General features: G+C 42.7%; 17 protein-coding genes. 5 read left to right on the top strand and 12 right to left on the bottom strand.

Going from position 1 to position 21491, the window contains the following annotated elements:
- Nucleotides 1–373 precede the first annotated feature (373 nt).
- Nucleotides 374–628, top strand: coding sequence for a regulatory protein SipA (gene sipA / locus ACTIE0_RS15290; protein ID WP_006670270.1), 255 nt, complete (start codon nucleotides 374–376; stop codon nucleotides 626–628).
- 27 nt (nucleotides 629–655) lie between these two features.
- On the opposite strand, the gene ACTIE0_RS15285 is transcribed toward sipA, so the two are convergent.
- From ACTIE0_RS15285 to ACTIE0_RS15275, 3 genes are all read right to left on the bottom strand, one after another.
- Nucleotides 656–1411, bottom strand: coding sequence for an alpha/beta hydrolase (locus tag ACTIE0_RS15285; protein WP_006622593.1), 756 nt, complete (start codon nucleotides 1409–1411; stop codon nucleotides 656–658).
- Between the two features lie 461 nt (nucleotides 1412–1872).
- Entirely contained in the window at nucleotides 1873–2817 is a 945-nt protein-coding gene (locus ACTIE0_RS15280) for a type II secretion system F family protein (protein WP_006670269.1), read from the bottom strand.
- A gap of 19 nt (nucleotides 2818–2836) precedes the next feature.
- A complete protein-coding gene (locus ACTIE0_RS15275) occupies nucleotides 2837–4582 on the bottom strand; it encodes a tetratricopeptide repeat protein (RefSeq protein WP_006622595.1) in 1746 nt (581 codons plus the stop codon).
- 532 nt (nucleotides 4583–5114) lie between these two features.
- Here ACTIE0_RS15275 and ACTIE0_RS15270 point away from each other — a divergent pair.
- Nucleotides 5115–5462 carry a Mo-dependent nitrogenase C-terminal domain-containing protein gene (locus ACTIE0_RS15270; RefSeq protein WP_006618724.1) on the top strand — a complete coding sequence of 116 codons (348 nt, stop codon included), beginning with the start codon at nucleotides 5115–5117 and terminating at the stop codon, nucleotides 5460–5462.
- Nucleotides 5463–5740: 278 nt separating this feature from the next.
- Here the strand turns inward: ACTIE0_RS15270 and ACTIE0_RS15265 are convergent, their stop codons facing one another.
- The 3 genes from ACTIE0_RS15265 to ndk all read right to left on the bottom strand — a co-directional run bounded on the left by ACTIE0_RS15265 (nucleotide 5741) and on the right by ndk (nucleotide 7168).
- Nucleotides 5741–6187 carry a slr1601 family putative cell division protein gene (locus ACTIE0_RS15265; RefSeq protein ID WP_006622597.1) on the bottom strand — a complete coding sequence of 149 codons (447 nt, stop codon included), beginning with the start codon at nucleotides 6185–6187 and terminating at the stop codon, nucleotides 5741–5743.
- A gap of 243 nt (nucleotides 6188–6430) precedes the next feature.
- Complete coding sequence (gene psaM / locus ACTIE0_RS15260) at nucleotides 6431–6526, bottom strand: photosystem I reaction center subunit XII (protein ID WP_006618726.1); 96 nt, start codon at nucleotides 6524–6526, stop codon at nucleotides 6431–6433.
- Between the two features lie 192 nt (nucleotides 6527–6718).
- Nucleotides 6719–7168, bottom strand: a complete 450-nt coding sequence (gene ndk, locus ACTIE0_RS15255; RefSeq protein ID WP_006622600.1) for a nucleoside-diphosphate kinase — start codon at nucleotides 7166–7168, stop codon at nucleotides 6719–6721.
- A gap of 130 nt (nucleotides 7169–7298) precedes the next feature.
- Here ndk and modB point away from each other — a divergent pair, with 130 nt between their 5' ends.
- Entirely contained in the window at nucleotides 7299–9233 is a 1935-nt protein-coding gene (gene modB / locus ACTIE0_RS15250) for a molybdate ABC transporter permease subunit (protein WP_006622601.1), read from the top strand.
- Nucleotides 9234–9235: 2 nt separating this feature from the next.
- Here modB and ACTIE0_RS15245 read toward each other — a convergent pair whose 3' ends face one another.
- Nucleotides 9236–10627: a DUF1800 domain-containing protein gene (locus ACTIE0_RS15245; protein WP_006670268.1), complete on the bottom strand. Its 1392-nt coding sequence runs from the start codon at nucleotides 10625–10627 to the stop codon at nucleotides 9236–9238.
- A gap of 21 nt (nucleotides 10628–10648) precedes the next feature.
- A complete protein-coding gene (locus tag ACTIE0_RS15240; protein WP_006670267.1) occupies nucleotides 10649–11947 on the bottom strand; it encodes a pentapeptide repeat-containing protein in 1299 nt (432 codons plus the stop codon).
- A 141-nt stretch (nucleotides 11948–12088) separates the two neighbouring features.
- Between ACTIE0_RS15240 and ACTIE0_RS15235 the strand changes: the two genes are divergently transcribed.
- Together ACTIE0_RS15235 and ACTIE0_RS15230 are read left to right on the top strand one after the other, a co-directional pair.
- Nucleotides 12089–12304 (top strand): hypothetical protein, encoded by a 216-nt coding sequence (locus tag ACTIE0_RS15235; protein ID WP_006622604.1) that lies wholly within the window; start codon nucleotides 12089–12091, stop codon nucleotides 12302–12304.
- A 235-nt stretch (nucleotides 12305–12539) separates the two neighbouring features.
- The gene (locus ACTIE0_RS15230; protein ID WP_006670266.1) at nucleotides 12540–14027 is read left to right on the top strand and encodes an adenylate/guanylate cyclase domain-containing protein; all 1488 of its coding nucleotides are present in this window, start codon (nucleotides 12540–12542) and stop codon (nucleotides 14025–14027) included.
- Here ACTIE0_RS15230 and ACTIE0_RS15225 read toward each other — a convergent pair.
- The 4 genes from ACTIE0_RS15225 to ACTIE0_RS15210 all read right to left on the bottom strand — a co-directional run bounded on the left by ACTIE0_RS15225 (nucleotide 14024) and on the right by ACTIE0_RS15210 (nucleotide 21324).
- Nucleotides 14024–14968, bottom strand: coding sequence for a GGDEF domain-containing response regulator (locus tag ACTIE0_RS15225; RefSeq protein WP_174447146.1), 945 nt, complete (start codon nucleotides 14966–14968; stop codon nucleotides 14024–14026). The two genes, ACTIE0_RS15230 and ACTIE0_RS15225, sit on opposite strands and share 4 nt — an antisense overlap.
- A gap of 113 nt (nucleotides 14969–15081) precedes the next feature.
- Nucleotides 15082–19212, bottom strand: a complete 4131-nt coding sequence (locus ACTIE0_RS15220) for a PAS domain S-box protein (RefSeq protein WP_006670265.1) — start codon at nucleotides 19210–19212, stop codon at nucleotides 15082–15084.
- A gap of 18 nt (nucleotides 19213–19230) precedes the next feature.
- Nucleotides 19231–20073 (bottom strand): sensor histidine kinase, encoded by an 843-nt coding sequence (locus tag ACTIE0_RS15215; RefSeq protein WP_006670264.1) that lies wholly within the window; start codon nucleotides 20071–20073, stop codon nucleotides 19231–19233.
- Nucleotides 20074–20082: 9 nt separating this feature from the next.
- Nucleotides 20083–21324, bottom strand: coding sequence for a GAF domain-containing protein (locus ACTIE0_RS15210; RefSeq protein WP_228116431.1), 1242 nt, complete (start codon nucleotides 21322–21324; stop codon nucleotides 20083–20085).
- Nucleotides 21325–21491: the final 167 nt, after the last annotated feature.

Here is a 21491-nt window from a genome sequence, read left to right as displayed (position 1 = left end):
TTGGGCTGACGGGCACTAAAGTACCCGTGTCGCCTTTCATCCTTGCTCTCTTGAGACAAGGTTTTCATGCTCCAGTGTTGTTCGCATAACAACACCCTCAAGACCCGAAACATCCTATCGGTACTATTGCATACCTGGCTGGAGTTGCTGGATGATAAGTACAAGTTGCTAGGACCCGCAAGACTTTTTTTGGTGATTTACGGGCGTTAACCTGTTACCTGTACTTAGACAGTTGGGAGGGCCTACTGACGTTTATCCTGCAAGGTTTAGAGCGGTTAGACATTCTACCCAATAGCAGTCGAATTTCTATAATGAGAATGGCTGCGATCGTTTACAATAGGGTGATTGCTCAGTGGAAGCATTCCCAGATCTGATGGAAAAAGATAAAGAATTTGCCGTTCATCAACAAGTTAGAGTGATTGCTCTACCGCCATATATCAAAACAGCGGAACCCATGCCGATTCTACGGCCTCCGAACGTGATCAAGTTAGGTGAAGTGGGGGTAGTTCTCGATCGCCGTCCTGGTGGTTACTGGGGCGTTAGATTCACCAAAGGTTCATTTTTAATAGAGAGCCAATATATTGAGGCAGTGGAAAACCCAGAGCCAGAAAGCAGGGTGTCTGACTGACACCCTGGGGATAAACCAACAGTCAAATTACCACAGGCCTCTAATTGGACCAGGAGCCGGCGCTGGTGCCGGCGCTGGTGCGGGTACAGGCCGTGGCACTGGTGCAGGTGCAGGCCGTGGCGCGGGTGTTGGTGCGGGCCGTGGTTGTACAACACCAGCACCAGCACCTGGTAAATCAACTCGTTGAGCAGAACAGCCACCGACAATTCTTGTACCATCGGAGAACTGAGTCCCAAACTGTGAACCCTGTCTAAACAGAGATCCCAATTCGGTACTTACGCTCTGCATTTTAGCGACTGTTGCCGGAATATTGGCGACATCGACATACATTCCCGGCACAGGATAGTATTTCAGAAACTCCAAGAAAGAGATTTTGCCATCGTTGCTGAGGGCGTTAATCAGTCCAGCGCGAATAGCTTTGCCATTAGCAACTCGCCGATGGGTGCGTACAGTTGCACCAATTTCATCAGTTAGTTCTTGACCTGTGGGAGTGTAAATCATACAGGAAAATGGTACTAGGTCAAAGCCAATTTCTAAGCCCATCAATCCCCGCAGGGTGTCTGCCTGAATCCCGGAAGCACCGACAATCTGGCGAATAGTTTTAGTGGTCACTCCATCTCTGGTAAATGCCTCTAAATCACTGATGTTGATGGGAGCTTGGAAAGGTCCATAGGTGAGAATCACTCGCTCGGCGGCGATCGCACCAGTTTGAGCAAAAATTACACCAGCGATCGCTCCGAAAAACCATCCCGGACGCAAATTCTTCACACTTGGTAGTTTCATGTAAAACCTCACTTAAAAGAATGAAAACTGCCATTTCTCATAACAGATACACTTAACCCCAAAAATTGGGCAATAGTCGGAAGTATCTGAGTATTGCACAATCTTAAAAAGCAGACGTGGAGGTGTCTCTTAATGCTTTCAACATTAGGTTGAAAGCGGACTATTCTCATGTACAAATCGCCTTTTTTCAGCCAAAATTTACAGGCGATGCACTTTACGTCTACTACAGAACAGCTATGCTGCTATAGGCCTTGACGGTTCCGAGTGTATCAATAGTTGGGTATAATGTCAAGCATTTGGGTAAGAATTTCCCAATAATAAACTAGCAGTCGGCAGGCCTTATGCACCACAATTTCGGATCCGGTTGCGGTTATAGTCAGCTTAAATGTAGTTGCCAAATTTCACAAGCTCGAAAACATTAATTTTTGCCAATCTGTTCCTAGTTCCCAGGATTTGAGGGGTTAACTAGGTAGCAAAATGAAGAGTGATTTCATGGCTTCTAGGCTGAGAATGGCTACTACTCCTCCCGCTGATAGGAGAGTCATGGGAATCAGAATCCTCTGTAGTAGACGCAGCGATCGCATTAGTTCCTGTTCATAGTATTGTTGAACATTATACAGGGCACCATCCAGATGTCCGGTTTCTTCGCCAGTGCGAATCAAATTGATAGCGATCGCTGGGAGTCGTTCCCGGAGACATTGGCTGAGAGTTTTTCCGGCAGGAATTTGTCCCAAGGCTACGGTTAAAGTTCCCCTCATCTGCGGACATGGAATGCGATCGCGCACCAATTCGATCGCCATGAGAATTGGTAAGCCACATCTAATGGGCAATTCCAACTCAGCTAGATATAGCATGGAACGGGCGGTTTGAATACGACGGATCAAAGGTAGTCTGGGGATAAGTTTGTAGACCATAAACCCGACAACGCCGGCTATAAACATCCACAACAGCCAATCATTTAGGTTAGCCTCATGGGTGTATAAGATAGTCGCCAGTAGCAACAGAAGACTGAAAGCAGTAGTCGCAGCAGCTATGGTCACAGAACGATAAAAATTTTGTCGGTGGGTCTGCTGTTTTTCAATTTCAGCCAGTTGTAACAACATTTCGGGTAGTGCGCCGCTGGTGGCTGCTATATCCAGCAAACTAGCAGTCCACCAGTCAAATATCCGAGGGGCTCGTCTGAAAGCGACAGATAAATCTTCCCCACGACCGAGAGATTTAATCACTTTCCCCAGGTAACGACCAAGCCGAGGATTGCTTTTTTTGGCGATTACTATCAAACTTTGATAGACTGTTAAACCAGATTCCAACAGCACTGCCAGTTTAGTATATAGTTGGGCTTTTTCCTGGGGGGTCATAGGGCATGGGTGCAAGGAATTAGGAACTGAGCCATTAATTTCGGCCATGGGGGTGGCTCGTTGGGGGTTACATATCTACGAGTTTGCGCCTGACTCGTTCTCGGTGAGCGATAATTGGTGATGGTTGGGGTTGTTCGCTGAGTTCTAGGGCGATCCCATAGGAATTAAAAGCCTCTTGATATAGGGCAATTTGCTCGAAGGCTTGGCCGCGTCTGACCCATGCTTCCCAGTAGTCGGGTTTGATTTTGATCAGTCGGTCATAAGCAGCGATCGCATCTTGATAGCGATCGAGTTTTTCCAAGATCGCCCCTTGTTCTAACCAAATTTGGTAATTGTCTGGCCAAATAGCGATCGCCTCAGAAAAAGCATCCACCGCCTGCACATATTGTCCCAAACGAGCTAAAACCTGTCCCAGTTTCACCCAGGCTTGAAAGTTATCAGGTTTTTGGCGAACCAATTTCCGATAAGCCATGACTGCTTCTTCATCTCGTTTAAGTAGTTCCAATGCCATACCCCGCTGTAGTCCCACTTGGTCTGCTAGTTCGAGGGTTAAAACAGTAGTTTGAATTACTTTATCGTAAGCCTTCAGCGCATCCTCATAGCGTCCTAATCTTTCTAAGGTCAATCCCCGCTGGTTCCAAGCCTCGAGGAAGTTTGGTTGTACTTGCAGGGCATTATCGCAGGCAATTATGGCTTCTGGGTAACGCCGCAACTGAAATAAAGCGACTGCGCGACCTAACCAGGCTTCGGGAAAGTTAGAATTGAGTTGAGTAGCGCGGTCAAAAGAAGCGATCGCGGATTTATATTCTTTTAAATCCAGTAAAGTTTGACCCCGACCTATCCAAATAGCTGGGGACTCCGGGTTAATTTCCAAAGCCCGATCTAGGCTAAGTAAAGCAGTTTTCGGCCACCCCGATTTCAGAGCCATACCTTTATAAAACCAGGCTTCGTAATCGTTGGGTTGCAGTTGGATCACTTGGTCATAACAGGCGATCGCATCATTGTAGCGATGTAATTTTTGTAAGGCAATCCCCCGATTAAAAATAGCCTTGAAGCTCGCTGGTTGCAGTTCTAAGGCTTTATCGTAGGAAGCGATCGCATCGACATAACGATGCTGACTCATCAGCATTTCCCCACGATGAAACCAGGCTTCATAGTTAGCCGGTTCCAGTTTGACCGCCCGATCTAATGATGCCACGGCTTCACTATAGCGATCGTCATTCATCAAAGCATTACCCTGGTGATACCATAGAGCCGAAATATTTGGTTTAATTTCGATCGCCCGTTTATAGGAAGCGGCCGCCGCCTCAAATTGTAGGGATGCTTCCAAAGCCAAACCCCTCTCATACCAGGCTTCAAAGTTATTGGGTTCCATAGTTAAAGCCTTGTCAAAAGAGGCGATCGCTTCTTCATAGCGTTCTAACTTCGATAGAGTCATGCCTCTAAACGTCCACGGCCAATAATTTCTCGGACGCAATTTAATAGCCCTATCATAGGCCCCCAGTGCCTGTTTATACTGTTTCAACTTTCGTAATGTATTACCCAAGCGCAACCAAGCCGCCCACGAATCAGGCTTTAACTTAACCGCGATCTGATAATGTATCAGAGCCTGATCATATCGCTCCCGTTTATATAAACGATTCCCCTGGTTATACTCCCGAAATGCTTTAAATATATTGAATATCCCCCAGTTCCCGGCTTGATCTTGTTCCGCCCCAACAGAATCACCCTCACCAGCGGATGTCTGAGATGTTTCAGCAGGGGTAGTTACAGGCGCAGGCTGCTGGTTTAACTGTTCATCTGTGTTCAGCAACGTCTCTTTCCTCACCGTGGCTTGATTTTGACTTTACCCACCCCGGTTAGACAGGGCTTTTTTGACTTTCAGATATCTTGCCAGTTTACCAGAATTGATACTCCGGCGGTGAACCAAACATCATCAACCAAGTTTTCCCAGGTTAGATCGCCATACTTGGGCTTTAATTCACAAAAAAGTTTCCTTGTCAATGCCTAAATCATCAGTAAAAGTTATATTGTTTATAGACTTGATTTATAGTTGTGATCTAAATCATAGCCAAAATCTGAAAATGTAAGGCAAGATCATTGATGGGAGAACGGAGGATATCCAAAGCCAATGGCAATATTTAACCGTCAATAACCCACCACTAAATGGGAGTACCGATTCTAGTGGGGGCTTGAAATAGCCCTAGTTGGACTGATCAAGCTAGGAAATGCGATCGCTAACCATTGCGGATTAGTTGTCAACAAGATTGAAGATCCAGTGTACAGCAAAAAGTATACTAACTGGTGGCGATCGCCATCTGTATTCCTATTCGAGGGATTTAATCATGAATTGGGCAAACCATACTATGCCCCGTCTGCACCTTGCTAGTTGGGTTAAAAATCATTCACACCACCATTTTCACCCATCATTTTCGCCCCTTCAACCTCTGCGACAGTGGCTGAACCAGATACAAGTCAAAAATCCGAAAACCGCCCGATTGCTATGTAGTTTAATTCCGACTCAATGCCCCTTTGAGCGAGATATTAAATTTGGCGATCGCACTATTTTTCACATTCCGCCCTTATGCAAACTCAATCCGGTTTATGAAGAATTAGTCAGTTTACGTTTTCGCGCTTTATGCTATCTGGCTGATGAATGTGGCGAGGATATCACCGCTTATCTGGGAGGCTAAAATCAGATGAAATGGTGAACCGCCAGATCAGAGTTTAATGGTTGACGATTAACCCCCATCCCCCTACAACCCCTAGGTTGGAGGAGATGGGGGATTGTTAATCAAAATTAACCCCCAAAAAGATGGGCAAAAAGCATGGTGTTAATTAACTAAAATCAGCCTCAGCTTTCCGAAAACGGCAAATTGGCAGGTTGAGCAAATTATCAAGTGGAAAGGTGAACTACGGAACGCCATAAGCGCGATTGATTGCCAGTGGTAGTTAACCAATTGTCTCTACTTTACTGATCTAATTCCGCATAGTGAGACTCTGATAATTCAGGTTTATCTGCGGTCCTATGGTTAGGGTGTAACCAGACAATTTGACGCTGGCGGGGGTCTATTCGGTTGCCATTTTCTTGCATAATATTTTGAGCTTGTTGAGGGTCAAAATAGCGACTAAACTCCTCTTGATGTTGTTGGACCCTGGCTTCAGTCATATTAACTTCCGCCTCAATTTCTCGCCATTTATCATGGACGATGCGTTGATTAGGCACAATTTGGACCAGTGCTGCTACTGCGAATGCAGATAATGTGAAATTTGTCAATATTTTCGCCGTAGTTTCTAATGCGATCGCCCTATGATGTCGATGGGCGCGAGGTCGGACTCGAACTTGAGAACGACGACGCAAGCGGCGGGGAGACTGCTGTGGTTTTTGAGGTGGTGTAGGAGGTTTAATCGCGTACATGATCGTCGTCTCAGTATATTTTTATCATCGAGTCTGATGCGAAGGCAAGTTGTCAGGCTGGTAGCCCGGTTGATGCGAATGCGCCAACGGTAACCCGCAGCACTATAAATAAAAAGACCCCGACAGTCAAGCCTAGTGATAGAGACTAATTTACTGCATTATGCAGCAATTGTCTCCATTACGATCGCTTTTCTGTCGAAGTCCGGCTATTGTCCCTAGAGACAAGGAATATAGGGATCGATTCTATTTATAAAGTTCGGTGGAAAGACGGAATGCCAAAATACCGGGGATCAATGCAATTACCAAAGCGACAAAAACTTGGGTATCGGTTAGAGACATAATAAAGAAACTCCTTGGATCTGAATTTGATCTTGATTGTTGACTAATTTGAACTAATCTGGGTCGGTTGGGAAGAGTTTGTAACAAGTTTAAACAAAATGTTACGGTTTTTCGGGAAGCTGGGGACAACCGATCGCGATCGGTACTACCCACAGGCGCTGGCGATCGCCATTGATGTCCCCAACACCGATGCTATTCTACCAGCCAGGACTTGAGGCTAGGTTCCCAACTTACCAATTCCTCGTCCTTAAACCAGAGAGCGATTTCTTTTTGCGCGGTTTCTGGTGCGTCTGACCCATGAATTAAGTTGCGACCAACACTAATCCCAAAATCTCCCCGCAGGGTTCCCGGTTCAGCATTCAGGGGGTTAGTAGCGCCGATAATCTTCCTAGCAGAGGCGATGACACCTTCCCCTTCCCAGACCATTGCTACTAAAGGACCGGAAATGATGAAAGAAACCAGATCATTGAAAAATGGTCTTTCTTTGTGGACATCATAATGTTGTTCAGCCAGTTGGCGGCTGGCTTTCATAATTTTTAAACCCACGAGGGTAAAGCCTTTGGCTTCAAAGCGTTTGATAATCTCGCCGATGAGTCCCCGTTGAACACCATCAGGCTTAATAGCTAGAAATGTGCGTTCCAAGCCTAATCTCCTGTTGTTAGCAAATGTCTACAGGAATCAGATTAACTCATTTTGAGTCACTGCCATGATTTAATTGGCTGTTCAATTTACTGAAGCTAGGGGGAGGTAATCGTTGGCATAGTTCCTGTCAATGGTGTATAGTGCCATTGTCCCTGAATCTATAACTCCCCAAATGCGATCGGACTTATCTCCTATTTGGATTTCCTTAAAAATCTCGATACTGGCTACAGCTATAACTTTGATCGGGGGAGTTTGGGCGGCTTATAAATTGCATAGTTATCAAGGTAAAGGGAAATCCTTAATTGAAAGTATTTTAATTTCTCCGCTGATTTTGCCTCCGACAGTGGTGGGATTTATTTTGCTGCGAATTTTCGGGGATAGAGGCTTATTAAGCGGGTTGTTAGCTATCCTCAATATCAATATTGTATTTACTTGGTATGCGGGCATTATTGCGGCTACTGTTGTGACTTTTCCCCTCATTTATAAAACTTCCTGTGGGGCTTTTGAGCAAATAGATAGCAATTTGTTAGTTTCCGCCCGCATTTTAGGGGCTTCGGAACTCAAGGTTTTTGTACGAGTAGCGTTTCCTCTGGCTTTTCCTGGTATTATTTCTGGGGCGACTTTAGCTTTTGCTAGGGGACTGGGAGAGTTTGGGGCAACTATGATGTTGGCTGGCAATATTCCGGGAGTTACTCAAACTATTCCTTTGGCGATTTATTCAGCGGTACAAGCTGGGGAAATTCAGGAAGCCTGGATGTGGTCAGGGGTGATTTTATCAATTTCTTTGTCAGCAATTACTTTGGCTAATTTAGGGATTAAATGGCAGCGATCGCCTCAAAAATCTCCGGGGGTTAATCCTCCTCATCTCCAGATTAAACGAGCCACTAATTTTAGCATATATCCGGCAGAAGGCACGGGTTTACAAGTCAATATTTATCAACAACTTCCGGATTTTGGATTACAGGTAAAATTTTCTGGCTATCGCGAAGAACCCCTAGGGATTTTGGGTGCATCTGGTACGGGCAAAAGTATGATTTTAAGATGTATTGTCGGGGTGGAAACTCCCAGGAGTGGCACGATAGTTTTAAACGGGAAAGTGCTATTTGATTCTACCCAGCAAATCAATATTCCGAGTAGCGATCGCCGGGTGGGTTTTTTGGCTCAAAATTACGCCCTATTTCCCCATTTAACTGTAGCGGAAAATATCGCCTTTGGTTTATCAGACCAACTCTCCCAGACTCAAATAAAGATGAAGGTTGAGGAACAATTAATCAGGGTGAAACTTCCTGGTATAGGGAACCGTTATCCTCATCAACTCTCAGGGGGACAACAACAGCGAGTCGCCTTAGCAAGGGCTTTAGTAGTGGAACCAGAAATTTTACTGTTAGATGAACCATTTTCTGCCCTAGATAGCCACATTCGATATCAAATGGAACAGGAACTTATCCAAATACTAGAAACCTATGCGGGGGTGACATTATTTGTGACCCATAACCGTTCAGAAGCCTATCGTATTTGTCCTCGGTTATTAGTCATTAATCAGGGACGGGTGGAAGCATTTGGTTCCACCCAAGATATTTTTGATCACCCCCCTACTTTATCAAGCGCGCAACTGACAGGATGCAAAAATTTTTCACGGGTGGTGAGAATTTCTGAACGGGTGATAAAAAGCCTTGACTGGGGGTGTAACTTAGAATTATCAAAGCCGCTTCCCCAGGGATTAACTCATGTGGGAATTAGGGCTTATCAGGTTGGGGAAAACCTAAGTTTATGGTCAGAAACCGACCCACCAGGAGAAAAAAATATCTTTCCTTGCTGGGTAGTTTTTACGATAAAATCCCCGAAACAAATTAGCCTTTATATTAAGTTAAATAGTCCCCCAAATCACGCCCAAGATTATCACCTGCAAGCTGATATTTCTAAGGCTAAATGGCAGCAACTTAATAACCATGAATTTCCTTGGCAAATTACCCTGGCGGCTGACCAACTTTTGCCACTGGTAACCCCTGATGATTATGATGTCATGTTATCAGGGGATATGCTGAATAACAGAGGATTAAGCTGATATTAATACCGCATAAATTCGGGACTACCCAAGAAAATTGCACCCTGTAAATTGGGGGGACTTTCGGCTAAAATTTGGCGAGTTTGGGGAGATAATAAAACTCCTAAAGTTTCTTCTAGCTGCTTGACATCAACTGGGTTTCCTTTATGGAGTAATCCCCCCGCCAAGGAGACGGCTAAACTACTGCGACGCACCATGGTATCTGGGTTTAACCAAGCCTGTTGAGTGTTTTTATATCCATCAGGAGAAGGACAGCCATAAAGAGGCATTCCCAACTGGTTTAAAATGCCGTTAATGGGGTCATAATTAGTCACTTCTCCGACGGCGCGCATGACTGATGTTATATAACGATAGGGGTTTTTGAATTTACTATTGTAGTGATTTTCGTCCCAAAATTCGGTGCTGTTAAATAAGGTTTTGAGAACTTCGGTGATATCGCCTTGGGTTTCCATAAAGCGATCGCCTAAAGCCTTAACTAAAGATGATGGGGGTTCGTCAGCGACAAATGCTTGGGCTAATTTATAACCAATATGTTTGGCGGTGGCGGGGTGACTAGCTAAGATATCTAATGCTTCCTCAACCTCCTCGATACCTCTGCCTTTAATAGTTCTCCCCAAGAATATTTTATCATTAAAATCATGTCGAGTTTCATCAAAATAAAATCCCTCCTGATTGCGGGGGCGATCGCTTGGTTTTGGTAGTCCCCAACCTGTCAAAATTCGGGCTAATTCCATCACGTCATTTTGTGTATATCCCCCCTCAACTCCCAAGGTGTGTAACTCCAATAATTCCCGCGCATAATTCTCATTCAACCCCTGAAATCTTCCGGTCGCGCCGGGACTATTTGGGGCGGTATTTTGCCAATTATCCAAATAGAATAACATGGCGGGATGTCTAGCGGTTGCGCCTAGTAGGGTTCGGAATTTACCCCAAACATGAGGTCTAATGGCGTGTTCCTCATAGGACCCAATCCAAATTCTACTCAGTCCTTGCAATCCAAATACGTTAAAATGGTTAAACCAAAAATCCACCATCACTTCTTCTAATTGGCGGGGACTATGTAAAGCCCGAATCATTCTGGCGCGACGAATTTGGTTAATTACTCTCTGTTGAAATTGCCGCCTAACTTGTGCGAGTTGAGGCTGTGCTAACCCCAGTTTTTGGGCTTCATTAACCTCTCGATTTTGTTCTCTAACTAGCCTTCCTGGTCGCCAGGGGAGGGTATCTAAGGGCTGAAGTTCCTGGGTGAGAGTTGCGGGAATAGCTAAAGAATTGGGGTTAAGTTGCGAGTTAATATATCCAGCCATCCCGGTCTTGTTAATTTGATTAATCTGACCGTTAATTAACCCTAAACTCTGTCGGTTAACCAGATGAATAATTTGGCGATCGCCCATAATTCTATACTCCTGAAAATGTTAACGCCCTAATTTATTAGGAATACCGTCACAGCCGCCGGGGATAGTATTTCGAGATTTTGACCCCGACCAAGCACAGCAATAATAACGATTCTCCTCGGACAGGTTCAAAACCGCAGTAAAATCAGCATTTTCTAGGACAGCGCCAGTATTAGCGCCAGTAGAGTAGTCAGGAATTAAGGTCCGAGTCCGGGGGCTGGCGGTTTCCACTGAACCATAAAAGAATTTAGTCGATCGCAGATTACTATGGGTGAGGTTGGCTTCATAGAGAATAGCGCGAGATAAATTAGCACGCACCAGGTCACAATTCGTTAAATTAGCGCGGACTAGGTTCGCCTCTCCCAGGTCTGTGCGCCGCAGATCGGTATTTTTTAAGTCGGTCCCGGCTAACATGGCCCCTAAATCAATAACTCGGATACCTTCGGCCCTATCTTCCGCATAACTACCATTACCATCTAATATAGGGCGACCCAAATGGCGATCGCGTTTAAGGGGAGTAATTAACCGCGCCTGGGACAGAAACCGGAGAATTTTCGCTTTTCCATCTGCGTCTACACTACGAATAATCGCCGCGGTTCGTCCTTCTGCGATTACCCTTTCCTGGGGCCAATCTTCTAATAGTCCCTGTTCCCCTAAGGCTAAATCAGAGACTCCCTGAAAATAAGCATCGATGGTCTGTTGTTGGGTAATGCGGTTTTGCTGAATGGTTAAATCCCGGGAGATTACATATTGTCGCCAAGCCACATATACGGCTAAAATGGCGATCATAATTTGACCCAAAGCGCCGATCAATTCCCCCAGTGCGCCGATCGCATCCCAGTTGATGACAATATTACGGGCTGCGTCTGTGTTGGAACCACTCAGCATCAACAGCCCGGTAATTGCCGATAAAATCCCGAAACTAGCGACGATTAAACTACGCCAGATAGGAGGAATCAGGGTTGTCCAAATTTTACCCCAACTCGGCCAAATAATTAACAGTGATGCGGCAATAGCCACAACCGCGCTGAGATAGCCGACCCAGACATTATCGATCGCTAACCCTAAAATCATGACGGCGATCGCCCCCAGGGTCAACACAGAAGCCAAAAAGTTACTGGGTCTAGGATTTTCCGGCTCGGCTTTCCCTTTTTGGGTGGGGGACTCTTCTAGGTGATACACCTCCCCATGATCGCTATAGGAGAAAACTTGATTCTCAGACACTGAGGGACTCAGGGTAATGGTGTTAGGACTCTTTCCATTGGGGCTATCAATATCCTGGTTAGGCTGTTGCGGTGCGGATAAATTGGGTTCTGTCATACTGATTGATAAAGGCTAGGAAAGATTTAATGCTCTTCTCTGGATCTATTGTATCTAAAGTTCCGGCAGATCGGGTATCGTAAATGTATTATAAAAATTGACTGATAATTCAGATATAATCAAATTTGCTATATTATATCCATGAACTTAAAGTTATCTGACTATACCAAAAAATTAGGAGTTAGCTACCCAACTCCAGGGCGTTGCTGGAAGTCTAAACAGCTACCCCATCCCACTAAACAGACTGTTACCCGCCGGATTATGATTGATTTTCACCCCCACAGTTTAGCCCCTTCTGCGAAAATAGTTAGGCAATTTGTCCCCTGGTTACATCAGCGGCAAAATCTGGTTATTTAGACTTCCCAGCCGACAGGTTAAGTGAATATGCGATCGCTCCATAAATGAGAGGATAGGTTAATAATAATACCGCTTAATTCCGGCAAATATTAACTCAATATTATCAGAATATTATCTAGTTTTTGTATGAGATAAATAAAATGTAATAAAAACTACAATAAACAACTAATCAGTATTGGTATTTTTTAAGTTATTTATATTCGCAAATTAAAGTATATAAACGACCCCAAAATCGATGAAATCACTACTCCCCATAGGAATTACTAGATGTCTAAATGCGCGCCTGTCTAGGCGGATTGCCTTTTGGGTTGCCACTAGCATAGTTGTGATTGAATTAATTATTTTGGTGCCATCAGTGTATCGTCGTCGCCAAGAGTTGTTATCTAAATTGCAGCACCTAACCTCTCAAAAAATCGCTTGGATAGTAGAAACTTACCCCCATAAAACGCCGGAGGATTTTCTCAAACAACTGCAAAATTTACATTATATGAACTCTGATATTATGGGAGGGTCTCTCTATAGTTCCGACGGACAACTAATTGGCAGTTTTGGGGAAACTCCAGCTTTATCTTATCCAGAAGCCAGAGATGTACAAATACTGTATGTAAACACTCCCGAAGGCGATCGCTATGATCTTACCTGTGATACTTTTCCCCGCCTAGATGATTATCTCATTATCCTCCGCTATGATGCCTCTCCTATTCATCGGGAAGTCTGGTATTTTATTGTACGAATTGCGGGACTGGTTTTGATTATTTCTGTGTTTGTCACTGGTGCGACTATGGTAGTGCTTAACTATTTAGTGATTTTGCCGATTTTGAATTTACGCCAGGATTTAATCAAGGCGGGTTCAGCTATTACTAATCATCAGTTACCCCCTCAGTTTTATGCTGCTTCTGTCCAAAGTCGGGATGAACTAGGGGATGTAATTAGCGCATTTATGGATATGTACAATCAAATTTCGGAGGCGATCGCGCAACAAAAACAAGCCGAGGAAGCCTTACGCCAAGAAAAGGAAAAATCCGATGAATTATTGTTAAATATTCTGCCGGAAACCATAGCCTATAAGTTAAAAAATACCCACAGGTGTATTGCGGATAGATTTGAACAGGCGACTATTTTATTTGCAGATATAACTAATTTTACCGAACTTGCTTCCCAATTAACACCCACAGAATTGGTGGATTTACTTAATCAACTTTTTTCCGCTTTTGACCGCCTTACAGATAAGTATGGTTTGGAAAAAATTAAAACTATTGGTGATGCTTATATGGTGGTTGGGGGAATTCCTAACCCCCGTGATGATCACCCTCAAGCCGTGGCTGATATGGCGCTAGAAATGCAACAAGTTGTCCAACAATTCCACTGCGTTAGGCTTCCGGTTAGTGAAGCATCTGGTTTAGGAGAAGGGTCTACAGATGATCATAAACAGGGGGAAATTAGCCACCAACTTAATATCCGTATTGGTATTAATATGGGTCCGGTGGTGGCTGGGGTTATTGGTTTAAAAAAGTTTACCTATGATTTATGGGGAGATGCGGTCAATACTGCTAGTCGTATGGAGTCACAAGGTGAACCCGGAAAAATCCAAGTCAGTCAGACGGTATACTGGCATTTAAAAGCACAATATATCTTACAAAAACGAGGGGTTGTTTCTGTGAAAGGGAAAGGCAATATGACCACTTACTGGTTAATTAGTAAACGGTCAAAATATGTGAATTAATTAACTTGGTTAAATTTGGTATAAATTACCACTTGATTACGACCTTGTTTTTTAGCGTCATAAAGTGCTTTATCTGCCTCCATAAGTAAGCCATCCAGACTCATTTCTGATGATTCATAAATGGTCACACCAATACTCACAGTTATATGAATAGTCTGGTCATCAACGTATATGGGAGTTGTGGCGATCGCCTCTCTAATCCTTTCCGCTACCAATAGGGCTTCATCAGCTTGGGTTTCTGGTAAAAATACCACAAATTCTTCCCCTCCAAACCTGCCAAAAATATCCACTTTTCTTAAAGCATTAACCGTGACATCTGCCATAATTTTTAGTGCTTCATCTCCGATATTATGACCATAATTATCATTAATTAACTTAAAATGATCAATATCTATCATTAACACAGAAAAGGGGTTATTATAGCGGTGGGTGCGTTGAAATTCTCGCTCCGCCAAAGTTAAGAGATGGCGACGATTAGCAATACCTGTTAAAGGGTCTGTCGTGGCTAACTTTTCTAACTCAACTAATGCTTGTTTCAATTCATCGCGAGTATATTTTAACTCTAAATGAGTTTTAACGCGAGCCAGTAGTTCAGGAGCCTTATAGGGTTTAGTAACATAATCGACAGCCCCTTGACTAAAAGCCTGAAGTAAATGTTCAGATTCATTACTAGCGGTGAGGAAAATAATCGGAATTTCTGCATAAAGCGGGTCAGCTTTTAAATGCTCACACACCTGCAAACCGTTAATTTCCGGCATCATTAAATCAAGTAAAATCAAGTCAGGATTAGCAGTTTTGACTCTTTCGATCGCTTGTTTACCGCTGGTGGCGAAAGTGGTGGCGTAACCGACATCATCAAGCATCGCTCCAACGACCTGCAAATTTTTGCTGACATCATCAACAATCAAAATCAAAAAATTTTCTGGTTGAAAACAGTTCACTACACACTGGGCTATTAATTCCAAGACTATACATTGATCCTATACCAATTGTTAACCAATGACAACTAGAGACCAAACTAACCACCTACTCAATTAGTAATAATCACCATAACTTATTCACCATAAATATCTATAAGCGATCGTCGCAGGTCTGGGAAGGCTCTCACCGTCCCAGGGATTTTGTCCCAGTCAAATTGTTCGAGTTGGGAACTCAGGGTAGAAGCATATTCCACAAAAGCCGGATAGGGGTACTGGTGGGACCATTGAACCAACTGCTCCGCAAAAGCCTGTAAATCCCTCATTTTGAGAGTTTGTCCTAGTTCTGGCCAAAATCTGTCTTCGTGTTCCTGGAGTTTTTCCAGTAATTCACTAATGGAAGCATAGGGGGGTTCTGGTGAAACCGGAAGATCAGGGGTAGCTGGGGAGGTATCATCATCAACTTGATCAACAGCATTTACAGTGTCCTGGGGAAGTAGTTGTTTTAAGACTAAGACTAACTGTGAACGACTCACAGGTTTATGCAAAAAACCATCCTGGATAGAAGATAGTTCTTGGTGGTCGCGATCGAGGGATGAAGCCGTTAAAATAATAATTGGAATTTGCTTAGTGACCGGATTTTCCTTTAACTGTTTCGTGGCTTCCACTCCATCTAATTCCGGCATTCGCAAATCCATCATAATTACATCAGGTTGTTCTAGTTCCGCTATTTGAATCGCCTCGATGCCATTATGTGCGAGCAACAGATGATGGTGGGAATTTACAAAATATCCCTGAATTAAATCCAAGTTTGATTGGACATCATCAACGACTAATATTTTACTCGGTTTGACCGCGTTTAAATCATCATTTTTTTCGACGAGTTTATAATCATCGGGTTGCCAGTCTATGGGTGTAACATTTGGGAAAATTAAAGTAAATTGACTACCTTTACCCAGTTGACTTTCTAGGCTGATAGTTCCCCCAAGCATTTGGGTGAGTCGTTTAGTAATTGCTAACCCTAGTCCTGAACCACCATATTTGCGGGTGCTTTGTCCTTCACTTTGAATAAAACTATCAAAAATGCGTTGCTGTTGTTCTGGAGCGATACCAATTCCGGTATCAGCGATCGCTATTTCTAGGGATATAGTAGATTCGGGATTCTCCGCATTTAGGGGAGTATTGCTGTTAGTCACCACCGAAATTTTCACCCAGCCTTCATCAGTAAATTTGAGAGCATTTCCCACCATATTTAACAAAATCTGTCGTAACCTGACTTCATCAAACATAATCGCTTTCGGCAAATTATCGTTAATTTCTCTAATCAATTCCACCTTTTTTTCGGCTGCTTTGTGGCAAAAAATTTGATAGATTTCTTCTAGCATAACCCGTAAATCAATCGGTTCCTGATGGAGTTCCATTTTCCCCGCTTCAATTTTTGATAAATCCAGAATATCATTAATCAAAGAAAGTAAAGTTTTCCCACTAGCTGCAATGGATTTAACATATTGCTGTTGACGAGGTTCCGACACCAAACTCTGTAGGAGATCGCAAAATCCTAGAATCGCATTCATAGGGGTACGGATTTCGTGACTCATATTAGCTAAAAATTCACTCTTAGCACGGTTAGCAGCTTGGGCGTGGCGTGTGGCTTCTTTCAGGGCTTGATTTTTGTGTTCTAGTTCTAGTTTGTGTAACTTTTCCTGTTCCAAAAGTTGCGCCTGTGCTAAAGCAATTCCTACTTGTTGAGCGATAGCTTCTATTAGTTCAATTTCTTCGTGAGTCCAATGGCGAAACCGATCGCACTGTTGCAAACTAATGACTCCATTAGGTTCGCCTTTGTAGGAAGTCCGAACGCTTAACATGGATTTTAAATGAATTTGGCGACAGAGATCATAATGGGGAAACAGTAGGGGATCTTGATAGACATCATCAGAAGCTATAGCCTGATCCTGATTTAATAATATGGCAAGATGTCGATTCTTGTGAATGGGTATTTCTACCCCCAAAAAAGGCTTATACTCACCCCTTAAATATTCTGCTACCATAGTTATTTGCGGTTCAGAAGTGGCGGCGGAATAACGATGAATTAAACAGCGATTCACATGAAAGGCTTCCCCCACTAAACTAACTGTAGCTTGAACAATGTGTTGGCTGTCGAGACTTTGGCGAATTTCGTCTGTTATCTGTTGTTGTAGTAAAGTATTTTGAAAAGCCTGTTCCAGAACTTTTTTAGCCTGTTGACGTTCGATTTCATTACCAATCCACATGGCAATTAATTGCAACAATTGCCGTTCACTATTGCGAAAGGGAGTATGGCGAGGATGGGGACTACAAAAGTTAATAGTTCCATATACATGTTGTCCTACTATAATCCTCACCCCAATATAGGCTTGGAGTCCTAGGTTATGATAGGCTGGATGGTTTTTATATTCCGACTGTGCCGCCGAGGTAATACAGACAATTTCCGAACTGTTAAAAGTGGCTTCACAAAAGGTATTGTTTAATCGGAATAAATCGCCTTTTTCAATAGGTGGTGTCAGTCCTGGGGGAGTTTGTACCGCTACCACCTGATAGCGATCGCCCTGAATATGAGAAAGCATCCCAATTTCTAAGCCAAATTGTAGTCGTCCCATAGACAGTAAAGATTCTAGTCTCTGATTAAAATTCAGATTAGGAGCCACAGCAATCTGATATAATTCTCGGAGAGCAACTTCTCTAGCTTGTAACTCTTCTTCTGCTTCTTTCCGAACTGTAATATCCTCAGCAATACCAGCAAAGCGGTAAATATTTCCGTCCTGATCATAAATCGGAAAAGAACAAGCACGAATCCAGCGTCTTTCACCATCTGGGCGAAAAATAGGATACTCTAACTCTAATTCCTTTTTTCTCAGAAATTGGTGTTTCATTCCACTAATTACTTTCGGTCTATAATTCACATCTATCGAATCAAACCAAGACTCAGGTTCTTGATATAAACTCTCACAAGTTCTGCCCCAAATTTGCTGATAAGCTGGACTAATATATAGGACTTCTCCACTGCGAGAAACTATAAAAAATGCTTCGGAAATTGCCTCAGCAAATTGACGGAACTTTTCCTCGCTTTCCCGCAAAGCTTGTTCAATTTGTTTTTGTTGTTCAATTTGGTTTGGTAGTTGCTGAGTTCTCTGTTTAACCCTAGTTTCTAAATCCTGATTAAGCCGCTGACGTTCCTGTTCAGCTTGTTGGCGATCGCTAATATCTTGTAACATCGCCGTATAAATTACTTGATCAGGCAATTGCAACCTAGATATAGAAGCCTCAGCCGGAAAAAATTCCCCATTTTTCCGTAGTCCTACAATCTCTCGCCTTCCCTTCATCGGAGAATTTACAATTTCCTTTTTACCAAAATTTTGGATATGTTTTTCATGTATTTGGTGGAGATTTTTAGGTAACAGAATATTCAGAGGTTGTCCAATCACCTCATCGATAGTATAGCCAAAAATTCTTTCTGCACCCTGATTAAATAAAGTAATCCGTTGGTCTTCTCCCACAGAAATAATCGCCTCTTCCGCAATATCTAAAATTCCCCTCAACTTTTGATTACTCTCAATTAAGGCTTCCTCTAATCGGCGACTTTTATCAATTTCTTGTTGTAATATAAAATTTTTCTCGGTTAATGTTTGAGTACGTTTTTGGACTAAATACTGCAAATTCTGATTGAGTTTATTTAAGGCTTTGCGACTCTCCTCTAATTCGATAATATCTCGATAGGAACGTAAAGCAGCAATAATAGTTGTCATCAATTTTTGCTGAGTCATTTCTACCTTAGTTTTATAATCATTAATATCATAATCAATAATTACAGAATCTTCCGGCGCTTCCCCCGGATATCCAGTTTTGAGGATAATTCTCACCCAGGGATTATTAAGCTGTGTACGGATATATTTAACTAAATCCAGACCCGCATTATTAGTTTCCATCACCACATCTAACAATAAAACAGCCGTGTCAGGATTAGCGGCGATCGCTTCTTTGGCTTCCCCCCCCGAATAAGCCGAAATAAAAGTTAAAGGTCTATCTTGAAAAGTCAAACTTTTTAAAACCATTCGTGTCGCTTGATGCACTTCTTTATCATCATCGACCAGCATAATTTTCCAGGGTTTACCGGACTCCATCCCATCGCTGTCAGATAAAACAGAAGACTCCTCGCCTTCTTCCTCATCCTCAATAATCATTAAAATATCTTCATCTTTAGTAACATCACCTGAATGGTTTTGACTATTCATATCTTAATCCCTATAAATTCATTTTTGAGGATAGCGGGGACAGTTGATGATAAATTTAGATCCTACTCCCACCTGACTCTCGCAATCAATTGTACCTTTCAAAGTTTTAGTTACCAAATTATACACAATATGTAAACCCAAGCCATTCCCCCCCTGATTACGGGTGGTAGTAAAAAAAGGGTCAAAAATATGCTCCAGGGTTTCAGGAGGAATACCACAACCATCATCACTGTATTCAATCAAAAAGTGATTATCGCTCACCTCAGCTATCTTTAAATATAACTGACCTGACTCAAATGGTTGGTCAGCATGAATCAGAGCATTAATCACCAAATTGGTGATCACCTGAGAAATCGCACCAGGATAGCTATCTACCTCTATGGTGTCGTCTCCCTCAACTACAATGCGATGATGGGTCTGTTTCAGTTTAGGACGAATATTCAATAGAATTTCCTCTAAATAGGGTTTGAGAGCAAAAGTTCGCCTTTCTAGGGATGTTTGGTCAACGGCTACTTGCTGAAAACTCTGGACTAATTCTGCTGAACGCTGGAGGTTACTGAAAATCAGTTTACGGCTTTCCGATACCATACCAAGATAGGTATTTAAAGTCGATCGCTTTAACGGTTGCGATCGACAAATACTCATCAACTTTTGAGTTTCACTCACCAAAAAAGAAGCCGCCATAATTCCCGTCCCCACCGGAGTGTTAATTTCATGAGCCACCCCCGCTACCAACCCCCCTAAAGTCGCCATTTTTTCCGCTTCAATTAGTCGTTTTTGCACCGTTTTTAGCCGTTGCGATGTCTGGGAAAGTTCCGCATTTTGTTCAGTTACTTTCTGTGGCAACGTTCGATACAGCAAAGCATTCTCTCAGCCAATTGCTACCTGAAAATATAGTAAACTCACCACTTCTATTTGAGCATATCCAAAACTGTCATTTTGCCTATTTTTTTCCATATACAAAATCCCAATTAGCCGTTTTTGCCGAATTAAAGGAATACCTAGAATTGACCGGGAATGATGACTTTTAATATATTCATCATCCCGAAAATTTTGGTGGTCATTATAAGCATTATTAAGCAACACATATTCATAAGTGCGCGCCACATAGTTAATGATTGACTTAGGAAAAGATTTGTCTGACAGTGTATTAAGGGGAATTGACCGCAAAACCGTCACCTCATCAATATCCATCTCTGCTATAGCTTCAATCATCCATTCTTGAGATATTTCTTGACTGGATTTATGGTCACATGGTAAAATTAAGTAACCTATTTCTGCATCTGTATTCTCAATAATAATTTTCATGGTTTTAGCCAACAGACTGGCTAAAAAAGTTTCTCCAGACAAGGTTTGATCAGCCTGTAGAACATGACCCAGATTAAAAATTTTGGCATTGCTTGGGTATTCTCGACTCTGAGATATTGAACTTTTCCACCAGTTAGCCGGAGAAAAAATATCAGGATATCGATACTTAATATCTTTAACTTTTGCGGTAGCTTCCCAGCGGCTATAAGTGCCATGAGCCGCCTTTATATAAATCACAAAAAATCTCTCTAAATTTTGTTTTCGATAAAATTCTGCCGCCAATTCATAGGCGATCGCTATTTCTTGAATCGCACCATTTTTAATCGCCTCAGAAACCGCTTGTTCGTACTTTTGCTGTGCTGATAATATCTGATTAGGCAGGCGTTCTAACTCCGCCTCTACCAAAAGATACCGATGTTGAAAACTCGCATAAATATGATTATTCCAGGATGACATTAACCCCTGATTTTGGCGGATTTTATCTAAAATAACATCCCGCTTTGACCCAGACATAGTTTCTGCCTGTACCAATAAAGTCAGAGAATCATAAAACAAATATTCTCCGCGATTAAAAACACTTAAACCATCATCGATATAATTACTAACTAATTCAGCCGCCTGTAAAGCCGATTCATAATCTCGAAATAGATAGCATAGAATTAATTGGAAGCAGTGAACATCAAATAAAGTTGAACTGCTATCAAGCGGATTTAATAGCAATAACATTTCCTGTTCTATATCTTTCCATACCGAGGCATTAATCCAGTCTGATTTTTGGTTTAAATTCCGCAATTGTTGCATCATCGTACTCGCCGGTTGCGTCAGACCCTATAAGCAATAATAACCTGATAATTAGACACTGACGCACCGGGTCGGCTACCTCTCACCTCCCTTGTAGGGTGCGTCAGACCTGGTAAGTAGCAATAATCACCGGATAATTGAAACTGACGCACCTTTGCTTGGCGACCTGG

This window comes from Limnospira sp. (assembly GCF_051859755.1).
Classification (GTDB): domain Bacteria; phylum Cyanobacteriota; class Cyanobacteriia; order Cyanobacteriales; family Microcoleaceae; genus Limnospira; species Limnospira fusiformis.
The sequence above is the reverse complement of the archived record's forward strand: the minus strand, read 5'-3'. Positions and strand labels throughout refer to the sequence as shown.